This is a genomic window from Corynebacterium sp. MSK158, from assembly GCF_030229085.1.
Lineage (GTDB): Bacteria > Actinomycetota > Actinomycetes > Mycobacteriales > Mycobacteriaceae > Corynebacterium.
In genome coordinates this window covers 1-19,774 of the sequence record NZ_JASPHJ010000003.1, presented here as the reverse complement: position 1 = coordinate 19,774, position 19,774 = coordinate 1, and the positions used below count along the sequence as shown (strand labels likewise).

17 protein-coding genes are annotated in these 19,774 nt (G+C 58.3%); 16 read left to right on the top strand and 1 reads right to left on the bottom strand.

Translation table 11 applies throughout. The features are described from left to right. Nucleotides 1-24 precede the first annotated feature (24 nt). The 3 genes from QP915_RS03295 to QP915_RS03285 are packed head-to-tail and all read left to right on the top strand — an operon-like array spanning nucleotide 25 to nucleotide 2,533. A complete protein-coding gene (locus tag QP915_RS03295; protein ID WP_284768029.1) occupies nucleotides 25-969 on the top strand; it encodes a phosphatidylinositol mannoside acyltransferase in 945 nt (314 codons plus the stop codon). Then, nucleotides 969-2,072: a glycosyltransferase family 4 protein gene (locus QP915_RS03290; RefSeq protein WP_284768028.1), complete on the top strand. Its 1,104-nt coding sequence runs from the start codon at nucleotides 969-971 to the stop codon at nucleotides 2,070-2,072. Before QP915_RS03295 ends, QP915_RS03290 begins: the two co-directional genes overlap by 1 nt. Continuing rightward, nucleotides 2,072-2,533, top strand: coding sequence for a hypothetical protein (locus QP915_RS03285; RefSeq protein WP_284766574.1), 462 nt, complete (start codon nucleotides 2,072-2,074; stop codon nucleotides 2,531-2,533). Before QP915_RS03290 ends, QP915_RS03285 begins: the two co-directional genes overlap by 1 nt. Nucleotides 2,534-2,554: 21 nt before the next feature. Here the strand turns inward: QP915_RS03285 and QP915_RS03280 are convergent, their stop codons facing one another. After that, on the bottom strand, nucleotides 2,555-3,892 hold the full coding sequence (locus QP915_RS03280) for a glycosyltransferase family protein (RefSeq protein ID WP_284768026.1): 1,338 nt from the start codon (nucleotides 3,890-3,892) through the stop codon (nucleotides 2,555-2,557). Between the two features lie 181 nt (nucleotides 3,893-4,073). Here QP915_RS03280 and QP915_RS03275 point away from each other — a divergent pair, with 181 nt between their 5' ends. From QP915_RS03275 to QP915_RS03215, 13 genes are all read left to right on the top strand, one after another. Further along, on the top strand, nucleotides 4,074-4,946 hold the full coding sequence (locus tag QP915_RS03275) for an acyl-CoA thioesterase (RefSeq protein WP_284768024.1): 873 nt from the start codon (nucleotides 4,074-4,076) through the stop codon (nucleotides 4,944-4,946). A gap of 93 nt (nucleotides 4,947-5,039) precedes the next feature. After that, nucleotides 5,040-5,795: a YebC/PmpR family DNA-binding transcriptional regulator gene (locus QP915_RS03270; RefSeq protein WP_150851185.1), complete on the top strand. Its 756-nt coding sequence runs from the start codon at nucleotides 5,040-5,042 to the stop codon at nucleotides 5,793-5,795. A 178-nt stretch (nucleotides 5,796-5,973) separates the two neighbouring features. Beyond that, nucleotides 5,974-6,540, top strand: a complete 567-nt coding sequence (gene ruvC, locus QP915_RS03265; RefSeq protein ID WP_040425252.1) for a crossover junction endodeoxyribonuclease RuvC — start codon at nucleotides 5,974-5,976, stop codon at nucleotides 6,538-6,540. 34 nt (nucleotides 6,541-6,574) lie between these two features. Further along, on the top strand, nucleotides 6,575-7,192 hold the full coding sequence (gene ruvA, locus QP915_RS03260; RefSeq protein WP_284768022.1) for a Holliday junction branch migration protein RuvA: 618 nt from the start codon (nucleotides 6,575-6,577) through the stop codon (nucleotides 7,190-7,192). A 22-nt stretch (nucleotides 7,193-7,214) separates the two neighbouring features. Continuing rightward, nucleotides 7,215-8,294: a Holliday junction branch migration DNA helicase RuvB gene (gene ruvB, locus QP915_RS03255; RefSeq protein WP_284766569.1), complete on the top strand. Its 1,080-nt coding sequence runs from the start codon at nucleotides 7,215-7,217 to the stop codon at nucleotides 8,292-8,294. Between the two features lie 75 nt (nucleotides 8,295-8,369). Next, complete coding sequence (gene yajC, locus QP915_RS03250) at nucleotides 8,370-8,729, top strand: preprotein translocase subunit YajC (RefSeq protein ID WP_284768020.1); 360 nt, start codon at nucleotides 8,370-8,372, stop codon at nucleotides 8,727-8,729. Nucleotides 8,730-8,967: 238 nt separating this feature from the next. Further along, nucleotides 8,968-10,860, top strand: coding sequence for a protein translocase subunit SecD (gene secD / locus QP915_RS03245; protein WP_284768019.1), 1,893 nt, complete (start codon nucleotides 8,968-8,970; stop codon nucleotides 10,858-10,860). Between the two features lie 2 nt (nucleotides 10,861-10,862). Next, nucleotides 10,863-12,023 (top strand): protein translocase subunit SecF, encoded by a 1,161-nt coding sequence (secF, locus tag QP915_RS03240; RefSeq protein ID WP_284768018.1) that lies wholly within the window; start codon nucleotides 10,863-10,865, stop codon nucleotides 12,021-12,023. A gap of 236 nt (nucleotides 12,024-12,259) precedes the next feature. Further along, nucleotides 12,260-13,744 (top strand): ABC transporter substrate-binding protein, encoded by a 1,485-nt coding sequence (locus QP915_RS03235; protein ID WP_284768016.1) that lies wholly within the window; start codon nucleotides 12,260-12,262, stop codon nucleotides 13,742-13,744. 53 nt (nucleotides 13,745-13,797) lie between these two features. After that, a complete protein-coding gene (locus tag QP915_RS03230) occupies nucleotides 13,798-14,343 on the top strand; it encodes an adenine phosphoribosyltransferase (protein WP_005324978.1) in 546 nt (181 codons plus the stop codon). A gap of 86 nt (nucleotides 14,344-14,429) precedes the next feature. Beyond that, complete coding sequence (locus QP915_RS03225) at nucleotides 14,430-16,718, top strand: RelA/SpoT family protein (RefSeq protein WP_284768013.1); 2,289 nt, start codon at nucleotides 14,430-14,432, stop codon at nucleotides 16,716-16,718. A 186-nt stretch (nucleotides 16,719-16,904) separates the two neighbouring features. Next, complete coding sequence (locus QP915_RS03220; RefSeq protein WP_284768012.1) at nucleotides 16,905-18,977, top strand: bifunctional metallophosphatase/5'-nucleotidase; 2,073 nt, start codon at nucleotides 16,905-16,907, stop codon at nucleotides 18,975-18,977. A 97-nt stretch (nucleotides 18,978-19,074) separates the two neighbouring features. Next, nucleotides 19,075-19,647 carry a DUF421 domain-containing protein gene (locus QP915_RS03215; protein ID WP_284766562.1) on the top strand — a complete coding sequence of 191 codons (573 nt, stop codon included), beginning with the start codon at nucleotides 19,075-19,077 and terminating at the stop codon, nucleotides 19,645-19,647. The last annotated feature ends 127 nt before the right edge of the window (nucleotides 19,648-19,774 follow it).

Here is a 19,774-nt window from a genome sequence, read left to right as displayed (position 1 = left end):
CTAAAACCAGGAGGTTGTGACACCATGTGGGATAGAGAAGACCTCTCCGCGGCGGGGTACCTCGCGGGATGGAAGGTGGTGCGCCGTCTGCCCGAGCCCATTGCGCGCACGCTTTTTCGCTGGGGTGCGGACTACGCAAGTGGCAACGGTCGCGGAATGGAGGGCTTGCGCCGCAACCTAGCGCGAGTGGTGGGCCCGGAAAACGTTACCCGTGCCTTGGTGTGCGATTCCGTGCGCTCCTATATGCGCTACTGGATGGAGGCGTTCCGCCTGCCAGCTATCCACGGTGATGCCGGGTTGCATCAGCGCTTGCTCAGCGGCTTGGAAGGCCTTGAGCATTTTGATGCTTCGGCTCAATCCGGCCGCGGTACTATTTTGGCTCTGCCGCATTCCGGTAATTGGGATATGGCGGGCGTCTTCCTCGTTGGCCATTATGGTCAGTTCACCACCGTTGCAGAGCGCCTTAAGCCCGCAGTGCTTTTCGACGCCTTTGTAGACTACCGTGAAACCCTTGGCTTTGAGGTTCTTCCCCTCACCGGCGGCGAAGCCTCGCCTTTTGCCCGCCTCAAAGAGACGCTGGAAGCCGGTGGCGTGGTCTGCCTGCTGGCTGAACGCGACCTGACCCGAAGCGGCGTTACCGTGGATTTTATGGGGGAAAAGGCCAATATGGCCGCCGGTCCCGCACAGCTGGCCCTAGAGACTGGCGCCGCCCTGCACGTGGTGCACTCGTGGTTTGAGGGTGAGGGCTGGGGGCTCTCTGTGTCTCCTGAGCTTGAGGTAACGGACCTGCAGGAGACAACTCAGCGCATGGCCGATGGCTTCGCTGCCAATATCCGCCGCCACCCGGAGGATTGGCATATGCTGCAGCCGCAGTGGAATGTGGACATAGAGAGGCGTCGGCAAGCGCGGGCAGCCAAAAGTGCCCGCAATGCCCGCCACACCGGGCCATCACAGGAAGGCGAGAGCTAGTGCGTATAGGAATCGTATGCCCTTACTCCTTCGATGAACCAGGCGGAGTTCAAGCCCATATCCTTGATCTAGCAACAGTTTTCATTGAGCAAGGGCACCATGTACAGGTCATTGGCCCCGCTGCGGAATCCACCCAGCTGCCGGATTTCGTAGTCAAGGGAGGGCCGGCTTTCCCCATCGCGTATAACGGTTCGGTGGCGCGCCTGTCCGTGGGTCCCCACGTCACGCGCAAGGTAAAGCAATTCATCAAGGAGGGCGACTTCGATGTCTTGCACATCCATGAGCCTAACTCCCCGAGCTTTTCCATGACCGCGTTGGCCGTGGCACAAGGCCCACTGGTGGCGACGTATCATGCTTCCGCGTCTAGCTCCCTGGTGCTGACCTTGGCCAAACCTTTTCTCGTTCCCTTTTTGGAAAAGATCCGGGGTGGCATCGCGGTATCCGATATGGCGCGGCGGTGGCAGGTGGAGCAATTGGGTGGCGACCCGGTCCTCATTCCCAACGGCGTGGATACGTCGGTCTACGCGCAGGCTCGGCGTCGCAGCCCGGCTAAGGCCCCCGGCGATCCCCTGGAAGTTGTCTTCTTGGGACGGTTGGACGAACCTCGCAAAGGCCTCGATATCCTGTTGAGCGCGCTGCGCCAAGTACACCACGATATTCGCGTGACCATCATGGGCGGCGGCCGCGCCCGCGAGGTCGAGGGCGTGGATTTTGTAGGCCGGGTCAGCGACGCCGAAAAGGCAGAAATCCTGGGCCGTGCCGATGTCTATGTGGCGCCAAATACCGGTGGTGAAAGCTTCGGCATCGTGCTGGTAGAAGCGATGGCGGCCGGCGCGGCAGTCGTTGCTTCCGATCTGGAAGCCTTCCGTGCTGTGTGCAATGCCGATTCCGACGAGGTTGCCGGCGCACTCTTTCGCAATGAAGACAGCGAGGATCTGGCCCGCGTCCTCAACGAGGTGCTCGATGATGCTGAGTATCGGGCCCAGTTGGTGCGCAATGGCGTCCAACGCGCCAGCACCTATGATTGGGACCATGTAGCGGCAGCCGTGATGCAGGTCTACGAGATTGTCCAAGACGGTACCAAGGTGAGGGTAAAGCGTTGATGGCCATTGAAATTGCCCTAATCCTCTTCCTACTTATCATCGTAGGTTTGTGGGCGCTTTTTACCGCCCAGCGGCTTAACTCGCTGCACATCCGCACTGATGCCTCGCTGGCCCAGCTACAGGCGGCACTAGACCGCAGAGCAGCGGTGACAGCGGTGGTCGCACCAGAGCTCGCGGCGCTAGCTCAGCGAGCAGAGTCTACCGAGCTCTATCAGGGCCATTTCGAACCGCGCACGATGGCCGAGCGGGAACTATCTGCCGCCATAGTGAGGGAGTTTCCCGCGGACCGTCGCCCTGCTGCGCTTGCCGACGCCGAGGGCCGCATCCAACTTGCCCACCGCTTCTACAACGAGGCGGTCAGCGACACTCGCGCTCTGCGCCTGCGCCCTGCGGTACGGCTCTTTCATCTGGGTGGTACCGCAAAACTGCCGGAATACTTTGACTATATGCTGGCCGAGTAGCCAGCAGAGCTAACTCAAGACTCAGGACGCAAGTGCGTGCCGGCCGCGTCGGCGGCGGAATACCGGCTTCGCCTCGGTGCTGGCGGCCGTGCCTTCCTCCGGGGCGTTAGGCGCTTGTTGCTGCACCTGCGCCCGCTCGATCTTCGACGCCAGGGCCACCTCGACTGCAAACCAGACAAGTCCGATGATGGCCATGACAACGATGAGGATATTGCGGGCTACCAATAGGTAGACGGCGAACATGTTCTCACCCACGTGGTTCCAGATGTAGTCATAGTTGAATGGGTAGACCAAGGTGCCCAGCACGGCGGCGATAATGGTGCAGGACGCTAACAAGGCTTGGAATATCCGCAAGGGAGCGAATCCTTGCGGCAGGCGCTGGCGGATCACCACGGCTAGCAAGGGGCCCAGCCAGACGATGTATTGCGGGGAGAAAACCTTATTCGTCGCGATAAGAAGCAGGACCGTAACGGTAAAAAACGCCATGGTCGTGCGGGTGGTCCATCCGCCGGCACACAGCCGATACAACGCCCAGCCCACTGCGAAGACGAGCATGGCAATGGTGGCAATACTGCTCCAGGTCATTGCGGTATCTACGCCAGGCCCGGAAATTTCAAAGCTCTTGGACGGCGCATAGCCCAGGTGCCACCGCCCCGGAGTGCGATGTGCTTGCAGCAACAGGAACGTCGCCGGGATGGACTCCAACTGGAGACCGCGCACGCCCTGATAACTCAGCGGTGAAAGCAGGCGCTCGGTGCCAGAGGCAGCTATCGTGACGGTGCAGACCGCGACGATGGTGCAGAAAAACGCGAGTAGGCGCTGCCAGGTTGCGGATCTGTTGAAGCGGCCCACCAAGCCGGCAGCGAGGACTCCTGGCCATAGCTTCATCGTGGTGGCAAAGCCCAGTACCGCCGAGGCGATGAGCGGGCGGGTAGCTAGAAGGGCGGCTGCCCCGGCTACGGCTAGGGCGGGGAATATATCGAGACGCCACACAAAGGTGTGGCCAGCTGCGGTGCCAAAAAGGACCCAGAACCAGGCGGCCTGGAAACTGCGCGGTTGAGCCGAGTGGTGGCGCAGGAGGAGGGCTAAAAAGGCGGCGTCAACAAGCAGGGTCATAATGGTGAAGCCGATATAGAATGCGTTGATATTCTCGCCGGTGAGCCACCCCAAAAGCACCGTGGGCCACGTGCCCGCGTGAGGGTATTCGGTCATCATTGTCGGGTCATCGCCAAAGCGCCCGGCAAAATAATATGCGACATCGCCCCTGGGATTGTGGTCAATCTTGAGTAGGTAAATAAGGACAAGGCGGGCGATGACCCACCCAATCCATACTGCTGGAACAGAAGCGATGCGTTTCACTCGAAAGACTTTATTCAATGCGCGCCTACTTCGGTAGCGGACATAGTTTCTTCCAGAAAATTCCTCCACTTTTGCGCCCAGAAGTGGGGGACGGATCAGAAAAACAAACTGACGGCGCGTCCAGTGAGTAGTGTGGACGGCAATTGCTTAGAAAGTGATATAGGGCATAGGGAGCGTGCAGATGGCATCCATTCGCGAGGTTCTGGCCGTCGAGGAAACGACAATGGCCGATGTCTTTAAAGGCCCTGCTGTGGAGTCGCGGATTGAACGTACCTTCGGCGGGCAAATTGCTGCGCAAGCAGTGGCCGCAGCCCAGCGCACTGTGTCCGGCAAAGACATCCACTCCCTGCATGGCTATTTTGTAGGCCCTGGCGATGCGAGCCGGCCAATTGAGATCCGGGTCGAACGCATTCGGGAGGGGAGATCCTTTGCCAACCGGCAGGTGGGTGTCTACCAGGGTGACGTGCTCCTGTTTACTCTCATGGCTAGTTTTCACCGCGACGGCGACTATGGTCCGCAGCATCAGGACGCCGCGCCGAAGGTGCCAGGGCCCGAGGAAGTAGCTCGGATGGGTGGCGGTGCCCCGTACTCGACCCGGATCATCCTCAAAGAGTGGGAGGAGTGGGATATTCGCCTCGTGCCGGAAGAGGGGCGCGATCCTGTGGCTGCAGAGCGCACCGGCGCAGGCTATCGGCATATCTGGTTCCGCAACACAGGTCATCTCCCAGCGGATTCAGCCTTTCACTGTGCCGCGCTGACCTATATGTCTGATATGACGCTGATTCGCTCGGCCCTTATTCCGCATCAGGGAGAAAAAGTGCAATTGGCCAGCCTCGACCATGCGATATGGTTCCTGCGCCCATTCCGCGTGGATGAGTGGTTGCTGTATGAGCAGATATCACCCACGGCGTCGAATGCAACGGCGGTTGCGCGTGGCAAGATTTTTACAGAGCAGGGTGAACTGGTGGCCTTGGTGAATCAAGAGGGGCTTACACGTTACTTAGATGAAAATTTGGGCAGCGGCTCTGCCCATGGCAATTGGCACAACGTATAAGAATGTCCCGCTTATAAGGGGGTCGCTTTCACGCATTCGTGCAGCACACGTATAATTGCCACCAGTTTCAGCACCCGATTAGAAAGGGACTACATGTCAGGCCACTCGAAATGGGCAACTACCAAGCATAAGAAGGCTGCCAATGATGCCAAGCGTGGCAAGGAATTTGCCAAGCTGATCAAGAACATCGAAGTGGCGGCTCGTACCGGCGGTGGTGACCCAGCGGCTAACCCAACCCTTGATGACATGATCAAGAAGGCCAAGAAGGCCTCCGTCCCCAATGACAATATTGAGCGTGCTCGCAAGCGCGGTTCCGGTGAAGAAGCCGGCGGCGCCGACTGGGAAACTATCATGTACGAAGGCTACGGTCCCAACGGCGTAGCGATGCTTATTGAGTGCCTTACGGATAACCGCAACCGTGCGGCGACCGACGTGCGTACCGCGATGTCCAAGAACGGCGGCAACCTGGGGGAGTCCGGCTCTGTGGCCTACATGTTCACCCGTACCGGCTACGTCTTGGTGGAAAAGGGCGAGCTGACGGAGGATGACGTCTTGATGGCCGTGCTGGAAGCAGGCGCGGAAGAGGTCAAGGACCAGGGCGAGAAGTTTGAGATTGTCTGCGCGCCGACGGACGTGCAGGCAGTCAAGGACGCGCTCAAGGACGCCGATATTCAGGTGGATGACTCCGACAATGACTTCCGTGCGTCTGTTGAGGTGCCGCTGGAGGCCAATGACGCCAAGAAGATTTTCCGCCTCATCGATGCCTTGGAAGACTCCGACGATGTGCAAAACGTCTACACCAATATGGATCTCTCCGATGAGGTTCTAGCCGAGCTGAACGAGGACTAACCACCTCGCTGCAAAGACGGCTCTTAGCGCCGGTAGCGCTCCGTGGGCATAGCCCAGGAGACGTTGCCGGCGCTTCGCTATGGTGCAGCTGGATGCTACGCTTGTAGAACACCTGTGTGTAGTCCATAATGGGGCAGTAAGCGGTGCACAGTGGTGCCAACATGACAATGGGGGAGAGATGAACCTAGAGGGAATGCGCGTGATGGGAATCGACCCAGGCTTGACGCGCTGCGGACTTTCCGTGGTTCAGGCTGGTCGTGGCCGAGCAATCCTTCCCGTTTCTGTCGGCGTGGTGCGAACCCCTAGCGATAAGGACTTGACGGAGCGCCTCCTGCGCCTTTCGGTGGCGGCGAAAGAGTGGATGGATGACTATTCGCCAGATGTGGTTGCGATCGAGCGCGTCTTCGAACGCGGCCAGGTGTCCACAGTCATGCAAACGGCCCACGTCGTAGGGGTACTGGTGCTAGCCGCGGCTGAACGCGATATTCCGGTGTACATGTACACCCCGTCCGAGGTGAAAAAGGCCATCTCTGGAAACGGGCGCGCGGATAAGAAGCAGATGACCACCATGATTACCCGTATTCTGGGGTTGACTGAACCGCCCAAGCCTGCCGACGCCGCCGACGCTCTTGCGTTGGCGGTGTGCCACTGCTGGCGTGCCCCTGCCATTGTGCGGATGGACCATACCGGTCTCGGGCTTGGTGCTAAGACCAGCGGCGTGCGCGGCCAGGGCAAAAAGCGCTAGGGAATTTTACTGAGAGTGGAAGGAAAAGAAGCCAATGATTGCTGCACTGCGTGGAGAGGTAATCCATATTGGACTCGACCATGGGGTTATCGACTGTGCAGGCGTGGGGTACAAGTTTTTAGCCACCCCAAAAACGCTGGGCACCTTGCGCCGCGGGGAACAAGCCACGGTTCTTACTAACTTGGTGGTCAAGGAAGATTCTCTGACTCTCTATGGCTTTAGCGCCGATGAGGATCGCGAGATGTTCCATGTGCTGCAATCCGTGTCCGGCCTAGGGCCTAAACTTGCCTTGGCGGCGCTGTCGGTCATGGGGGCAGGGGAGCTTGCGGCGGCAATTGGCGGGGAAGATGTGAAGGCGCTGCAGTCTATCCCGGGCGTCGGCAAGCGGATGGCCCAACGCTTGGCGCTGGAGCTGAAAGATAAGGTAGCGGCCTTTACCCCAAGCGAGCCTGCCGCCGCAGGCTCCGTAGATACCGCCGTCGCGCCGGCCGGTGGTGCCGTGGTAGAAAGCGTGACTGAGGCACTCATTGGCCTTGGGTTTACCGATAAGGGAGCGCGCCCCGTGGTGGAATCCGCCTACGCGGACAATCCCGATGCCGATACGTCCTCTCTCTTGCGTGCAGCGCTGGCGCAGCTGGGCAAGAAGAAATAACCGGCAGGAAGGCTGAAAAATCATGTCCGATATAGAGCGCACCGAGTTCAATCTCCCTGAGGGCGTCGGCGCGGCGCACACCACCCAGCGCAATAGCGATGTGGATGCGACCGCACACTCCGAGGAGCATGATATTGAACGCTCCTTGCGTCCAAAGTCGCTCGAGGAGTTTATCGGCCAACCCAAGGTGCGCGAGCAGCTCTCCCTTGTGCTTAAGGGGGCAAAGAACCGTGGGGTGACGCCCGACCACGTTTTGCTTTCAGGGCCGCCGGGCCTAGGCAAGACCACAATGGCGATGATTATTTCCCAGGAGCTGGGCACCTCGCTGCGTATGACTTCCGGGCCTGCTTTGGAGCGCGCCGGTGATTTGGCCGCAATGCTTTCCAACCTTATGGAAGGCGATGTCTTGTTCATCGATGAGATTCACCGCATTGCCCGGCCAGCAGAAGAAATGCTGTACATGGCAATGGAGGACTTCCGCATTGACGTCATCGTGGGCAAGGGACCCGGTGCTACTTCTATTCCGCTAGAGATCCCGCCATTTACCCTGGTAGGTGCGACTACGCGCGCCGGCATGCTCACCGGCCCATTGCGCGACCGCTTTGGTTTCACCGCGCAGATGGAGTACTACGACACGGCTGATCTCACCCAGGTGATCAAGCGCGCCGCCCACATTTTGGACGTGGAGATTGACCACGATGCGGCGGTAGAAATTGGCTCTCGGTCGCGCGGAACCCCGCGTATTGCTAACCGCTTGCTGCGCCGCGTGCGCGACTATGCCGAGGTCAATGGCACCGGGCTGATTGATCTCAGTGCGGCCCAGGGAGCGCTCGAAGTCTTTGACGTGGATGACATGGGTCTTGACCGCCTCGACCGAGCGGTGCTCAATGCCTTGATTAAGGGGCACGGCGGCGGACCGGTAGGCGTGAGCACACTTGCCATCGCCGTGGGCGAGGAGCCCTCGACGGTAGAGGAGGTGTGTGAGCCTTACCTGGTTCGTGCCGGGATGGTTGCGCGCACTGGGCGCGGCCGTGTAGCTACCGCCGCAGCATGGCGGCACCTGGGGCTTACCCCGCCGGAGGGCGCGGCCGGGCTGTTTTAATTCAGGGGCTAGCCTGCTTGGCGATGCCCCCCTTGGGGTTTCTGTGCGCACCGCCGTCTGGCACACTAGGGTGCTATGGAAATCATCATTCTCATCATTATTGGCATCCTCTTCGTCGTTCCCTCGTTTATGGCCATGCGAAAGCAGCGCCAGCGCCAAAATGAGATGCAGGCCCTCCAGAATTCCCTGCAGCCGGGCGACGCCATCGTTACGGCGGGTGGCGTGCACGGCGTGGTGCGCAGCACTGGCGACAAGGATGTCGATCTAGAAATCGCCCCTGGTGTGGTGGTTACTTTTGACAAGATGGCCGTGATTCGCACCGAACAAGAGGCCAATGACCTGGCGCGTCCCGGCGCTGGGGAAGAGAAGAACGATGCGGCAGATAACCTGCCAGATGAGAAATATCCTCCGTTTGACGGCCTGGAGAAGAAATAGCCGGCTATTTCCTAAGAGTTGCCTTAACGTTTGCTAGATAGGTGGGGCCTTCGCGGAGCGTAGACCCCATCACACTTTGAGTCTTTTCCGGACCTCGTTAAGGAAAACTCCGCCTGATGACGTACGATTGTGCGTTGTTGACGTGCCTGCGCCATGTGGCGGGGCCGTATTTAATGTTTAAACACCCTGTTATAAGCAGCACAGGAGATTATCGTTGTCCGCAAAAACCCGTGGCGCTATGAAAAATAGCAAACGCCAATGGCCGAAGCGCGCGCTCGCGCTCTTCGTGCTCATTGTGGTTGTTATCTATGCGCTTATCTTTTTAACTGGTAGCCGTCAAAGCACCCCAAAGCTTGGCATCGACTTGCAGGGCGGTACCCGCGTAACGCTGGCGCCGCAAGGCGAGGAACCCACCCAAGACCAGCTCAAGCAAGCACGCAATATTTTGGAACAGCGTGTTAACGGCATGGGTGTTTCTGGTTCTGAGGTTGTCATCAACGGCAATACCCTGGTCATTACGGTGCCAGGTGAAGACGCCTCCCAGGCACAGGCCGTGGGCCAGACCTCGCAGCTGTTCTTCCGTCCGGTGGCAAAGCCCTCCATGCCGGATATGGAAAAGCTCAATAAGGAGCTGGAAGATATGGCCAATCGCTGGGTGAAGTACGACGTACTGAGCGCAGACGAGGCCAATAAGCAGATGGAGCAGATGACCAAGGGCATCGCTCAGCAAGAAGCGCAGATGACTGGCAAGGAGCCAAAGGAGCAGAAGGCTCCTAAGGTTAGCGCCAAGCCGCTTGAGGAGCCAAGCAACTCCATTGAGCAGACTAAGCGCCGCGATGAAGTTACGGAGATGCTCCTGAAGGACCGTCAGTCCGAGGACCCGACCACCCAGGCGGCAGCCTCCGCGCTGATGACCTGCCAGGGCAGCAGCGACCCACTGGCCGGCGCCGATGATCCTGCAAAGCCATTTGTTACCTGTGACTACTCCAACGGCAACCCGTACGTTCTGGAACCCGCACCGCTTCTCAATGGCATTAAGGACGAAAACGGTACCCGCCTCACCGGTAACGAGATTGATACCAATTCTCCTATCGAAGGCGGCCTTAACGGTCAGTCCGGCCAGATGGAGATCAACTTCTCCTTCAAGACCGGTGATGGCCCGAACGGTTCGCAGACCTGGGCAGACCTGACGCAGGAACACCTCAAGGACCAGGTTGCCATCACCCTTGACTCTGGGGTTATTTCCGCACCGGTTATTCAGGGAGCAACTCCAGTTGGCTCTGCTACCTCCATTACTGGTGACTTTAGCCAGGAAGAGGCACAAAACCTGGCTAATAACCTGAAGTATGGCGCACTGCCGTTGTCCTTCGCCGGTGAAAATGGCGAGCCGGGTGGCACCGTAGAGTCCATTCCACCAACACTGGGTAAGGCCGCACTGCAGGCCGGCCTCATTGCAGGCCTGGTTGGCCTGGTACTCGTGATGGCGTACTCGCTGTACTACTTCCGCGCGCTTGCCGGCGTATCCCTCATCTTCCTCATTGCCTCTGGTCTCCTGACCTATGGTTCCCTGGTTCTCCTGGGCCGCTGGATCGGTTATTCGCTGGACCTTTCCGGCATCGCCGGTCTGGTCATCGGTGTGGGCGCAACTGCTGACTCCTTCGTGGTCTACTACGAGCGCATCAAGGATGAGCTCCTCGAAGGACGCACCTTCCGCTCCGCTACGCAAAAGGCGTGGGAGCGCGCTCGTGCCACCATTGTGACCGGTAACGCGGTGACCCTGATTGGCTCTGTTGTGGTCTACTTCCTCGCCATCGGTGAGGTGAAGGGCTTCGCCTTTACGATGGGTCTGACCACGGTCTTCGACCTGGTCGTATCCTTCCTGGTCATGGCACCACTGATGCAGATGGTGGGCCGCCGTCCGGCTGCTGCTAAACCTTCGATGAATGGCCTCGGCGGAATCTACGCACTGGTGGAAGAGCGCCGTGAGCGCGGCTACTTTGGCTCGGGACGTCGTCAAGCAAGCACTGCTGAAGCCTCCGACGCAAAAGAGTCAGCCACCAAAGAAACGGCAGGACATTCTGCCGCAGGAACCGCACGTCCCGTAGACGCTGCGGAAGATGAGGAGAAATAAGCATGGCTGTTTCGACTAAGCACAAGATTTCCCGGATGGACCGCCTCTACGAGGACGAGCGCGGTTATGACTTCATCGGTCGCACCAAGCTGTGGTACGGCATCACCGCCGCGTTGATCGTGGCCGCAGTGGCCGCAATCCTCATTCGTGGTTTCTCGCTCTCGATTGACTTCGAAGGCGGCACCACGTTGTCGATGCCGGCAGGCGACCTCAAGGAAGATGAGGTAAGCCAGGTATTCGAAGACTCCACCGGTGTCGAACCTGAGCAGGTTCACATTGTGGGCTCTGGCGATTCTGAGACCTTGGAAATCGTTTCTGAGCGCTTGAGCCAAGAGGACGTGAATGCGGCCCGCACGGCTATCTATGACAACTTCCAGCCGAAGGATGAAAACGGCAAGGCCACTCCGGATGCCATTGGCTCGTCCACGGTTTCCGAATCCTGGGGTTCTTCTATTACCCAGCGCATGCTCATTGCCATGCTGGTCTTCTTGGTGGCTGCGACCGTCTACGTGGCCATTCGCTTGCAGAAGAACATGGCTTTTGCCGCAATTATCGCGCTGATTGCAGACGGCGTGATCATCGCCGGTATTTACGCCCTGTTTGGCTTCGAAGTTTCCCCGGCCGTCATTATTGGTCTGCTTACTGTCTTGACCTTCTCCATGTATGACTCGGTCATCGTTTTTGACAAGATCAACGAGAATACGGAAGGCCTCGAGGGCCAGCGCAAGAAGACCTTTGCTGAGCTGACAAACTTGGCTATTAACCAGACGGTCATGCGCTCGATTTCTACCTCGGTTATTTCTGCGCTGCCTATCATTGCGCTCTTCGTGGTGGCCGTGTGGCTCATGGGTATCGGCACCCTTCGCGATTTGGCGCTCATTCAGCTCATCGGCGTGGTCGAGGGCATTTTCTCCTCCATCTTCTTCGCTACGCCGCTGGTCGTGACCCTCGCCAATATGTCCAAGAAGATCAAGCGTCACAACAAGCGGGTCGCGGACTACCGCGCTGGCGAGGACGAGAACGCCGAGGCTGAATCTGGCGCAGCATCCTCCGGCCGCACCGTGGTCTCACCAGTGAGCGCAAAGGCCACCCCGGCTGAGATCGACGATGATCCGTCCGAGTCCACTGGGCACCCTGGCGCTACCTGGCGCCCGGGCCGGTAACCTCCGGTAGTAAGATTTTGGCGGAATTGTAGCTGAAGTGAGGGCAAATAACGGTGCTTAAATCAAAGAGCAGTTCTAGCGAACGTCACTGGGGAAGGAAGGCCATTGCCTCGTGCGTTTCGGCTCTAGCTCTGGCTGCTTCTGCCTGTAGCGGGCAGGGCGGCGAGGAGGACTCGTCTAGTGCTCCCCAGGAGCCAGAATCCTATGGATACTTTGGCTACCAGGTAAATTCCCGCTTGGCCACCACTAATGCTGGCACCTCCTTTGGTGATGCTACCTCCGCAGGTTTGTTGTCTACGCGGCTCTATCCGGGTCTTTTTGTGCCCGGTCCCTCTGGCGAATTAATCCCCAATGCGGATCTAGTTGAGGCCGAGGAACTTCCGCCCGTCGCCGGCAGCGACCAGCGCAGCGTCCAGCTCACTTTAGAGGAGGACGCCGTATTCTCCGATGGCACTCCCGTTACCTGTGATGACTACTTTTTGGCGTATGTGGCCGGTACTCATCCAGCTGAATTTGCCTCCCATATGCCGTTGATGAATGACATCGCGGATTTTAGCTGTGAGCCCCAAAGCAAAACGTTCACCCTGACTTTTAAGAAGGATCAGGGGCAGCGCTGGCGCCACATGTTTGGCGCCGGCACGGTCATGCCGGCCCATGCGCTGGCTAAAAAGTCCGGGTTGAGCATTGCCGAACTCAACGCGGCACTGACAGTAGAAGACATGCAGGCGCTTGCGCCGGTTGCTAAGGAATGGCGCTATGGCTTTTCCGTGGCCAAGGATCAACTAGATCCCGAGCTGCAGGTTTCCTTTGGGCCCTATGTCATTGACAAGGTAGGTGACGAAGGGGAGATCATTCTCAAAGCAAACGAAAAGTACTTCGGAGACGCCCCAGCGGAAGATCATGTTGTGGTCTGGCCTTCGGAGGCTGATGCACAGAAGCTCGCAGATAAAGGCGCACTGCGCGTAGTGGATTCCGCCAGCGAAAATCCTGACTGGCTGGACAGCACGAAGGATGAGGCAGGGGAGTCCCCCTACGAGGTCACTCCAATGGTCGGCGAGCTAACGGATACGCTCACGCTATCTGAAGCTGGAGTATTCGCGGAGCCGTGGGCGCGCGAGAGCTTCGCTGCCTGCGTCGACCAGCAGGCGGTTGCGCAAGCAAGCTCAGCGGCCTCTGGTGTGGAGGTGCCACCGGCTTACCTGCGTACCGTTTCCGCGACCAACCCGGTTGCCGGCGGTCTAGACAAGGTGGGCAAGCAACACCAAGGTACCGATTTAGCCAAGGCCGGTGATCTCAACGGTACGACCATCAAGGTCGGCTATTTAGGGCCAGACAAACGCTATGCCGCCATGGTGGAACAACTTCGTGCATCCTGTGAGCCGGCTGGTATCACCATCGAGGATGCGTCTGCGGAGTTCATGTCCCAGCACTATTTGGAAATGGATCCGGAAACCTGGGCGCCTACCGTCGATGCCTTCCTCGGTCCAGTCGATCCTCAGACGGAGTATTCCACGGTGGAATCCAGTATGAAGAACTCTGCGGAGCTGAAGAAGACAGAAGAGACTCTGTGGAAGGATGTACCGTCCATTCCGCTCTCCGCGCAGCCGCGTGTTTTCCTCGTCCGCCGCGACGTGGAAGGTGTCCTGCCGTACACTGGCGTCTCGGGCATCGGTTGGAATATGGACCGCTGGCACAGCACCGCCCCAGCTGAAAAGAACTAGGCTGCACACAGCGGCCGTTAACGACCTCTCGCAAAAATTTCTCAAGGAAGATTATGAGCTCGCACTACGAATCAGCAGCACAGGCACTCAAGGATAAGGTTCGCCTCGTTCAAGACTTCCCAGAGGAGGGCATCCTCTTTGAGGACCTCACCCCAGTCTTGGCGGACCCAGAGGCATTTCGCACCGTAGTGGACGGCTTGGCGGCCGCCTGCGAGGAATTGGGCGCAGATATGATTGGCGGCCTAGACGCCCGTGGATTTCTCCTCGGCTCGGCCGTCGCCTACAAGATGGGCCTGGGTATCTTGGCCATCCGCAAGAAGGGCAAGCTTCCCCCACCGGTATATACCGAGGAATATGAGCTGGAGTATGGCTCCGCGGCGCTGGAGATTCCAGCCAGCGGCGTTGACATCAAGGGCAAACGCGTAGTGCTTGTCGACGACGTCTTGGCCACCGGTGGCACCCTCCACGGTGCCAAGCTTTTGCTTGAGTCCGCAGGTGCCGAAGTCGCTGGCAATGTGGTGGTGCTGGAGGTCAAGGGTCTCAACGGTCGTGAGCGTTTATCCGGCCCACCGCTCATTGTGTTGAATGCCACAGACTAAGATGGGATATCTAAGCTAGATCGCACGATCTAGTTGGACATGAGGCCACAAGGCTCATGACACTGTGAAGGGCGGTAGATTTGGCCATGGACAAACCCGTAAAGCGCCAGTCCGGCGGCGGAATGCGCAGTATGTCGGCTCGCCTAGCTCGTTCGCTCACCGGCGGCCGAGTGAAGGTGAATCCGGTGCTGGACCCGTTGATGTCCATCCACCGCAAGTTTCACCCCAAGGCTGATGCTGATCTGCTCAATCGCGCCTATGACACCGCGGAGCGGCTTCATGAGGGGGTCTTTCGCAAATCCGGAGAACCGTATATCACCCACCCGCTCGCCGTGGCGACGATTGCAGCGGAGATCGGTATGGACACCACCACCATCGTTGCAGCACTGCTGCACGACACCGTGGAGGATACGGACTACTCCCTAGAGGACCTCACCCGAGATTTCGGTCCGGAGGTGGCTCGGTTGGTCGATGGCGTGACCAAGCTGGACAAGGTGGCGCTGGGGTCGGCCGCAGAGGCTGAGACCATTCGTAAGATGATTGTCGCCATGGCCACCGACCCCCGAGTCCTGGTCATTAAGGTCAGCGACCGCCTGCACAATATGCGTACGATGCGGTTCCTCCCGCCCGAAAAACAGGCTAAGAAGGCGCGGCAGACCCTAGAGGTTATCGCGCCGCTAGCTCACCGCCTCGGCATGGCCAGCGTGAAGTGGGAGCTGGAAGATCTGTCCTTTGCCATCTTGTATCCGAAGAAGTACGACGAGATCGTAAGGATGGTGGCAGATCGTGCCCCCTCGCGCGACCGCGCGCTGAAGGAGATCATTAGCCAGGTCAGCGGGGCGCTGAAGGAAAACGGCATTGAAGCCGAGGTTATGGGCCGCCCAAAGCATTACTGGTCCATCTATCAAAAGATGATCGTGCGCGGCCGTGACTTCGCGGAGATCTTCGACCTTGTAGGAATCCGCATTTTGGTCGAGGACGTCAATAGCTGTTATGCCGCTATCGGTGTGGTGCACTCGATCTACCAGGCATTGCCGGGGCGCTTCAAGGATTATATTTCCTCGCCGCGGTTCGGCGTGTATCAGTCCTTGCATACCACGGTGCTGGCAGATGGCGGCGCTACCTTGGAAGTCCAGGTACGTACCCACGAGATGCACTACAACGCCGAATTCGGTGTGGCTGCTCACTGGCGCTACAAAGAAACCAAGGGCAAGAACTCGGGTCACCAGGAAGAAGTTGACCAGATGGCGTGGATGCGCCAACTTCTGGACTGGCAGAAGGAAGCCGCCGATCCCAACGAGTTCCTCGACTCGCTTCGCTACGATCTGACCGCCAAGCAAATCTTCGCCTTTACCCCCAAGGGCGATGTGGTGAACCTGCCTGCCGGTTCAACTCCGGTGGATTTTGCCTACGCAGTACATACTGAGGTGGGGCATAGGTGTATTGGTGCCAAGGTCAATGGCAAGCTCGTCGCGCTCGAATCGAAGTTAAAGTCCGGCGACAAGGTGGAAATCTTTACCTCAAAGGATCCCAACGCCGGTCCGTCCCGCGATTGGCAAGACTTCCTCGTGTCTGCTCGAGCTAAGACAAAGGTGCGGCAGTGGTTTGCCAAGGAACGCCGCGAAGAACACTTGGAAGCAGGCCGCGATGCCCTGGCGACCGAAGTCCAGCGCGGCGGCCTGCCTATGCACCGCCTGTTTACTGCCAGCTCCATGAAGCAGGTAGCGGAACAGCTGCACTATACCGATGTCGATTCGCTGTATACCGCCATCGGCGCGGGCCACGTATCTGCTCAACACGTGGCCAACCAATTGGTCGCCATGTTCGGCGACCAGGACGATGCCATCGACACCCTGGCCTCCCGCACGCCACTGTCTGAGATTGAGCACTCCCGCGCCCAACACACCGAAGACTCGGCATCGGGCACCGGCATCTTGGTGGAGGGCAGCCCCGATGTGATGGCAAAGCTCGCCAAGTGCTGCCAGCCCGTGCCGGGAGATGCCATTTTCGGCTTCGTTACCCGCGGCGGGGGAGTCTCCGTGCACCGAGCCGATTGCACAAACGCGGAAAAGCTCAAGGCAGAACCAGAGCGCATGTTGGAGGTGGCCTGGTCTTCTGGTACCTCTGCAACGGGCGCTTTCTCCGCGACGCTGCAATTGGAAGCCCTCGACCGTCAGGGCCTCCTTTCGGAGCTCACTCGGGTAATGAGCGATCAAAACATCAACGTTTTGACCATGAACTCTAACCGCGGCGATGACCATATCGCGACGGTACGGTTCACCTTCTCCGTTTCGGATACCAAGCAATTGGGTACCCTGATGACCACACTGCGCAATACCGAAGGCGTCTTCGACGTCTACCGCGTAACCGCCTAGGGCGCTTTCCTCACCCTCAAGGAGGGGCGGGGCAAGCAACGCAAAGGCATCGGGGAGGTTACCTGTGCGTGAATTCTTGACTGCTGCAAGGTAAAGCGCCAGCAAGCAGGCTTAAGTTCTCCTGCCAAGTAGTTAGCAAAGCGATATAAATTATCCTGTCGCTTTCCACTATCTAGGAGTACTTGAATGCAGTTCCGTCGCATCGGCCAGCTTGTGGCCGCCACTACCGTTTCCGCCGTTGCTCTCTCCGGCGCGCAGGCGGTAGCACAGGAAAACAAGACCACCATCTCCGTCACCAATATCACCGATATTCACGGTCACTTGGAGGACAAGATTGGTGACCCAGCAAAGGCTGGCGATGAAATCGGCGTAGCTCGCCTGCAGACCCTTATCAAGCAGGTGAATGAAGGTCAGGAATTCAACCTGACCTCCTCGGGCGATAACGTGGGCGGTTCCGCCTTCGTATCTGCAATTTCTGATGACAAGTACACCCTTGAGGCTCTCAATCAGATGGGTATGAAGGTGTCAGCAGTGGGCAACCACGAGTTCGATAAGGGGACCGAGGATCTCACCGAGCGTATTCAGCCAAACTCCACGTACCCCATCCTGGGTGCAAACGTGCTTAAGGATGGCCAACCCTTGCTCAAGCCTTCTCACGTTGAAGAGGTGGACGGCGTCAAGGTGGGCTATGTCGGAACCGTAACGGAGAACACCAAGTACAAGGTATCCGCCGCAAAGATCCCAGGTGTTACCTTCACGGATCCAGTAAAGGCCACCAACGATGAGGCCACCCGACTGAAGGAATCCGGCGAGGCGGACGTCGTCGTCGCGCTTTTCCATGAGGACGCCCAGGAGTATGCCCAGGGATTCAACAAGGATGTAGACGTGCTCTTCGGCGGCGATACCCACCAGCGCACCAAGGGCGAAATCCCCCGCGAAGGTGCCCTTCCATTGCAGTGGGCGCAGGGTCATGAGTATGGCAAGCTGCTTAACGACGTCGACATTACCTTCGACAAGTCCGCCAAGAAGGTAACCGACATCAAGCTCAGCCAGTACGACGCTACGGATGCCGCCTTTGTTGAGCCGGACGCCGAGATTGCAGCCGTCGTTGAGAAGGCACAGAAGGAAGCCGAGGTGGAAGGCTCTAAGACTGCCGGCAACGTGGAGCAAGACCTGTTCCGTGGCTCTGATGAAGGCGCAGAGCCTGGCTCCAACCGCGGCGTGGAATCCACCCTCAACAACTTCATTGCGGATGGCCAGCGCTATGCCATGAGCAAGCAGGTGGGCGAAGACATTGAGATCGGTGTTATGAACGCCGGCGGCGTGCGCGCTGACCTGAAGGGCGGAGACGTAACCTACAAGGACATCTTTGAAGTTCAGCCATTCGGCAATTCCGTAATTACCGCCAAGATTTCCGGTGAAGAGTTCATCAAGGCTTTGGAAAACCAGTGGCAGGAGGGAAGCCGTCCACGCCTGGCTATGGGTCTTTCCAATAACGTCCAGGTGGTCTACGACCAGAAGGCTGACAAGGGCGAGCGCGTAAAGTCTGTGACCATCAACGGCGAGCAAATCGATCCAAAGAAGGATTACTCCATTGCGCTGTCATCCTTCCTTGCTTCCAGTGATGAAGAAGCAGGCGGCGACGGCTACTTCAACGCTGGTGCCATCAAGGACAAGAACGATGTGGGCTACATGGACACTCAGGCCATGATCGACTACATCAAGTCGGGTGAATCGGAGGTCCGCACGGGCCAGGGCCAGATCGGTGCACACATTGAGGGGGACGTGAAGCCGGGTGAGGAAATCACGGTGAACCTGTCCAGCCTTAATTACTCCACCGACGGTGAGCCGATGGCGAAGAAGGCAACGGTGAAGCTGGGTGACGCTGAGCAGACCGTAGATATCGACAACTCCGCGCAGGAAGGCGATGCGCAATTTGGTGAGCGTGGTCGCGCAACGGTAAAGCTCACCGTTCCGGAGAACCTGAGCGGTACCCAGAACCTGGAAATCACTACCGACGCCGGCACTAAGGCAACTCTGCCTCTCGAGGTAAGCGGCGAGGGCTCCGAAGAGCCGGGGGCTAAGCCGGCGCCAAAGGGCTCTTCCTTGTCCTCCAACGGCTCTTCCGTGGGCGGCGCAGTATTCGCCATCGTTGCAGCGCTGGTAGCTGGAGTTGCGGTTGTGAGCATGAACCCGCAGATTCTTCCTGCCCCAGCTCGCAAGATGATTGAGGACCTGCGCAAGCAGTTCCACATCTAAGACAGCACAGCACTTGGCGGAGCGGCTCTTCCTGAACGGGGGAGTGACGCTCCGCCTTTTCTGTATGTCTCGCGGCTGCCGGGTAACCTAATCAACCGTGGATACTCTAGAACTCTTCCTGCGCGAAATTACTTATCAGCTGGGTATTGAATGGCACCGTATTCCCGTTGTCGTGCTGGCTACTTTGGGTATCTACCTATCCTTCATGGTTTTGGTGAAGGTATTTGGCTCTCGGGTACTTACGTCCATGACGGCCTCAGATGCCATCATCATTATTATGTTTGGCGCGGTTGCAGGTCGTGTCATCGTGGGCAATCCACCGACCCTAGCCGCCGGTGTCATCGGTCTGACCACGCTGATGGCGCTCGAAGCTGCCTTCGGTACGATTCGCAAGGTAGTGAAGTGGACGCGCTTTCTGGACCGTCGTCCCATCCTTTTAGTCTTTAGCGGCGAGATGGTTGAAGATAACCTGACGCTGGCCCACATTACAGAATCGGATATCTTCTCGGCGGCGCGTAGGGCCGGCATTAGCCGCATGGAAGACGTGCAGATAATGATCCTTGAGCCTACAGGCCATATCTCCGTCATCAAGGTCGGTCAAGCCATCGACCCGGAGCTTTTCAAGGACCTCGTGGGGTCTGAATACATCGAAGACGCTAAAGACGCTTAGGACACACGCCAAAGCTTGGCAAGAAACGTAGAGAGCATCCCTGAGCTCCCTGAACTGGCCCCCAAAAGTTGGACTGGTTTAATTCTAGGCGGTGAGGGACTCAAGGGCCTGATTCCGATAGTGCATC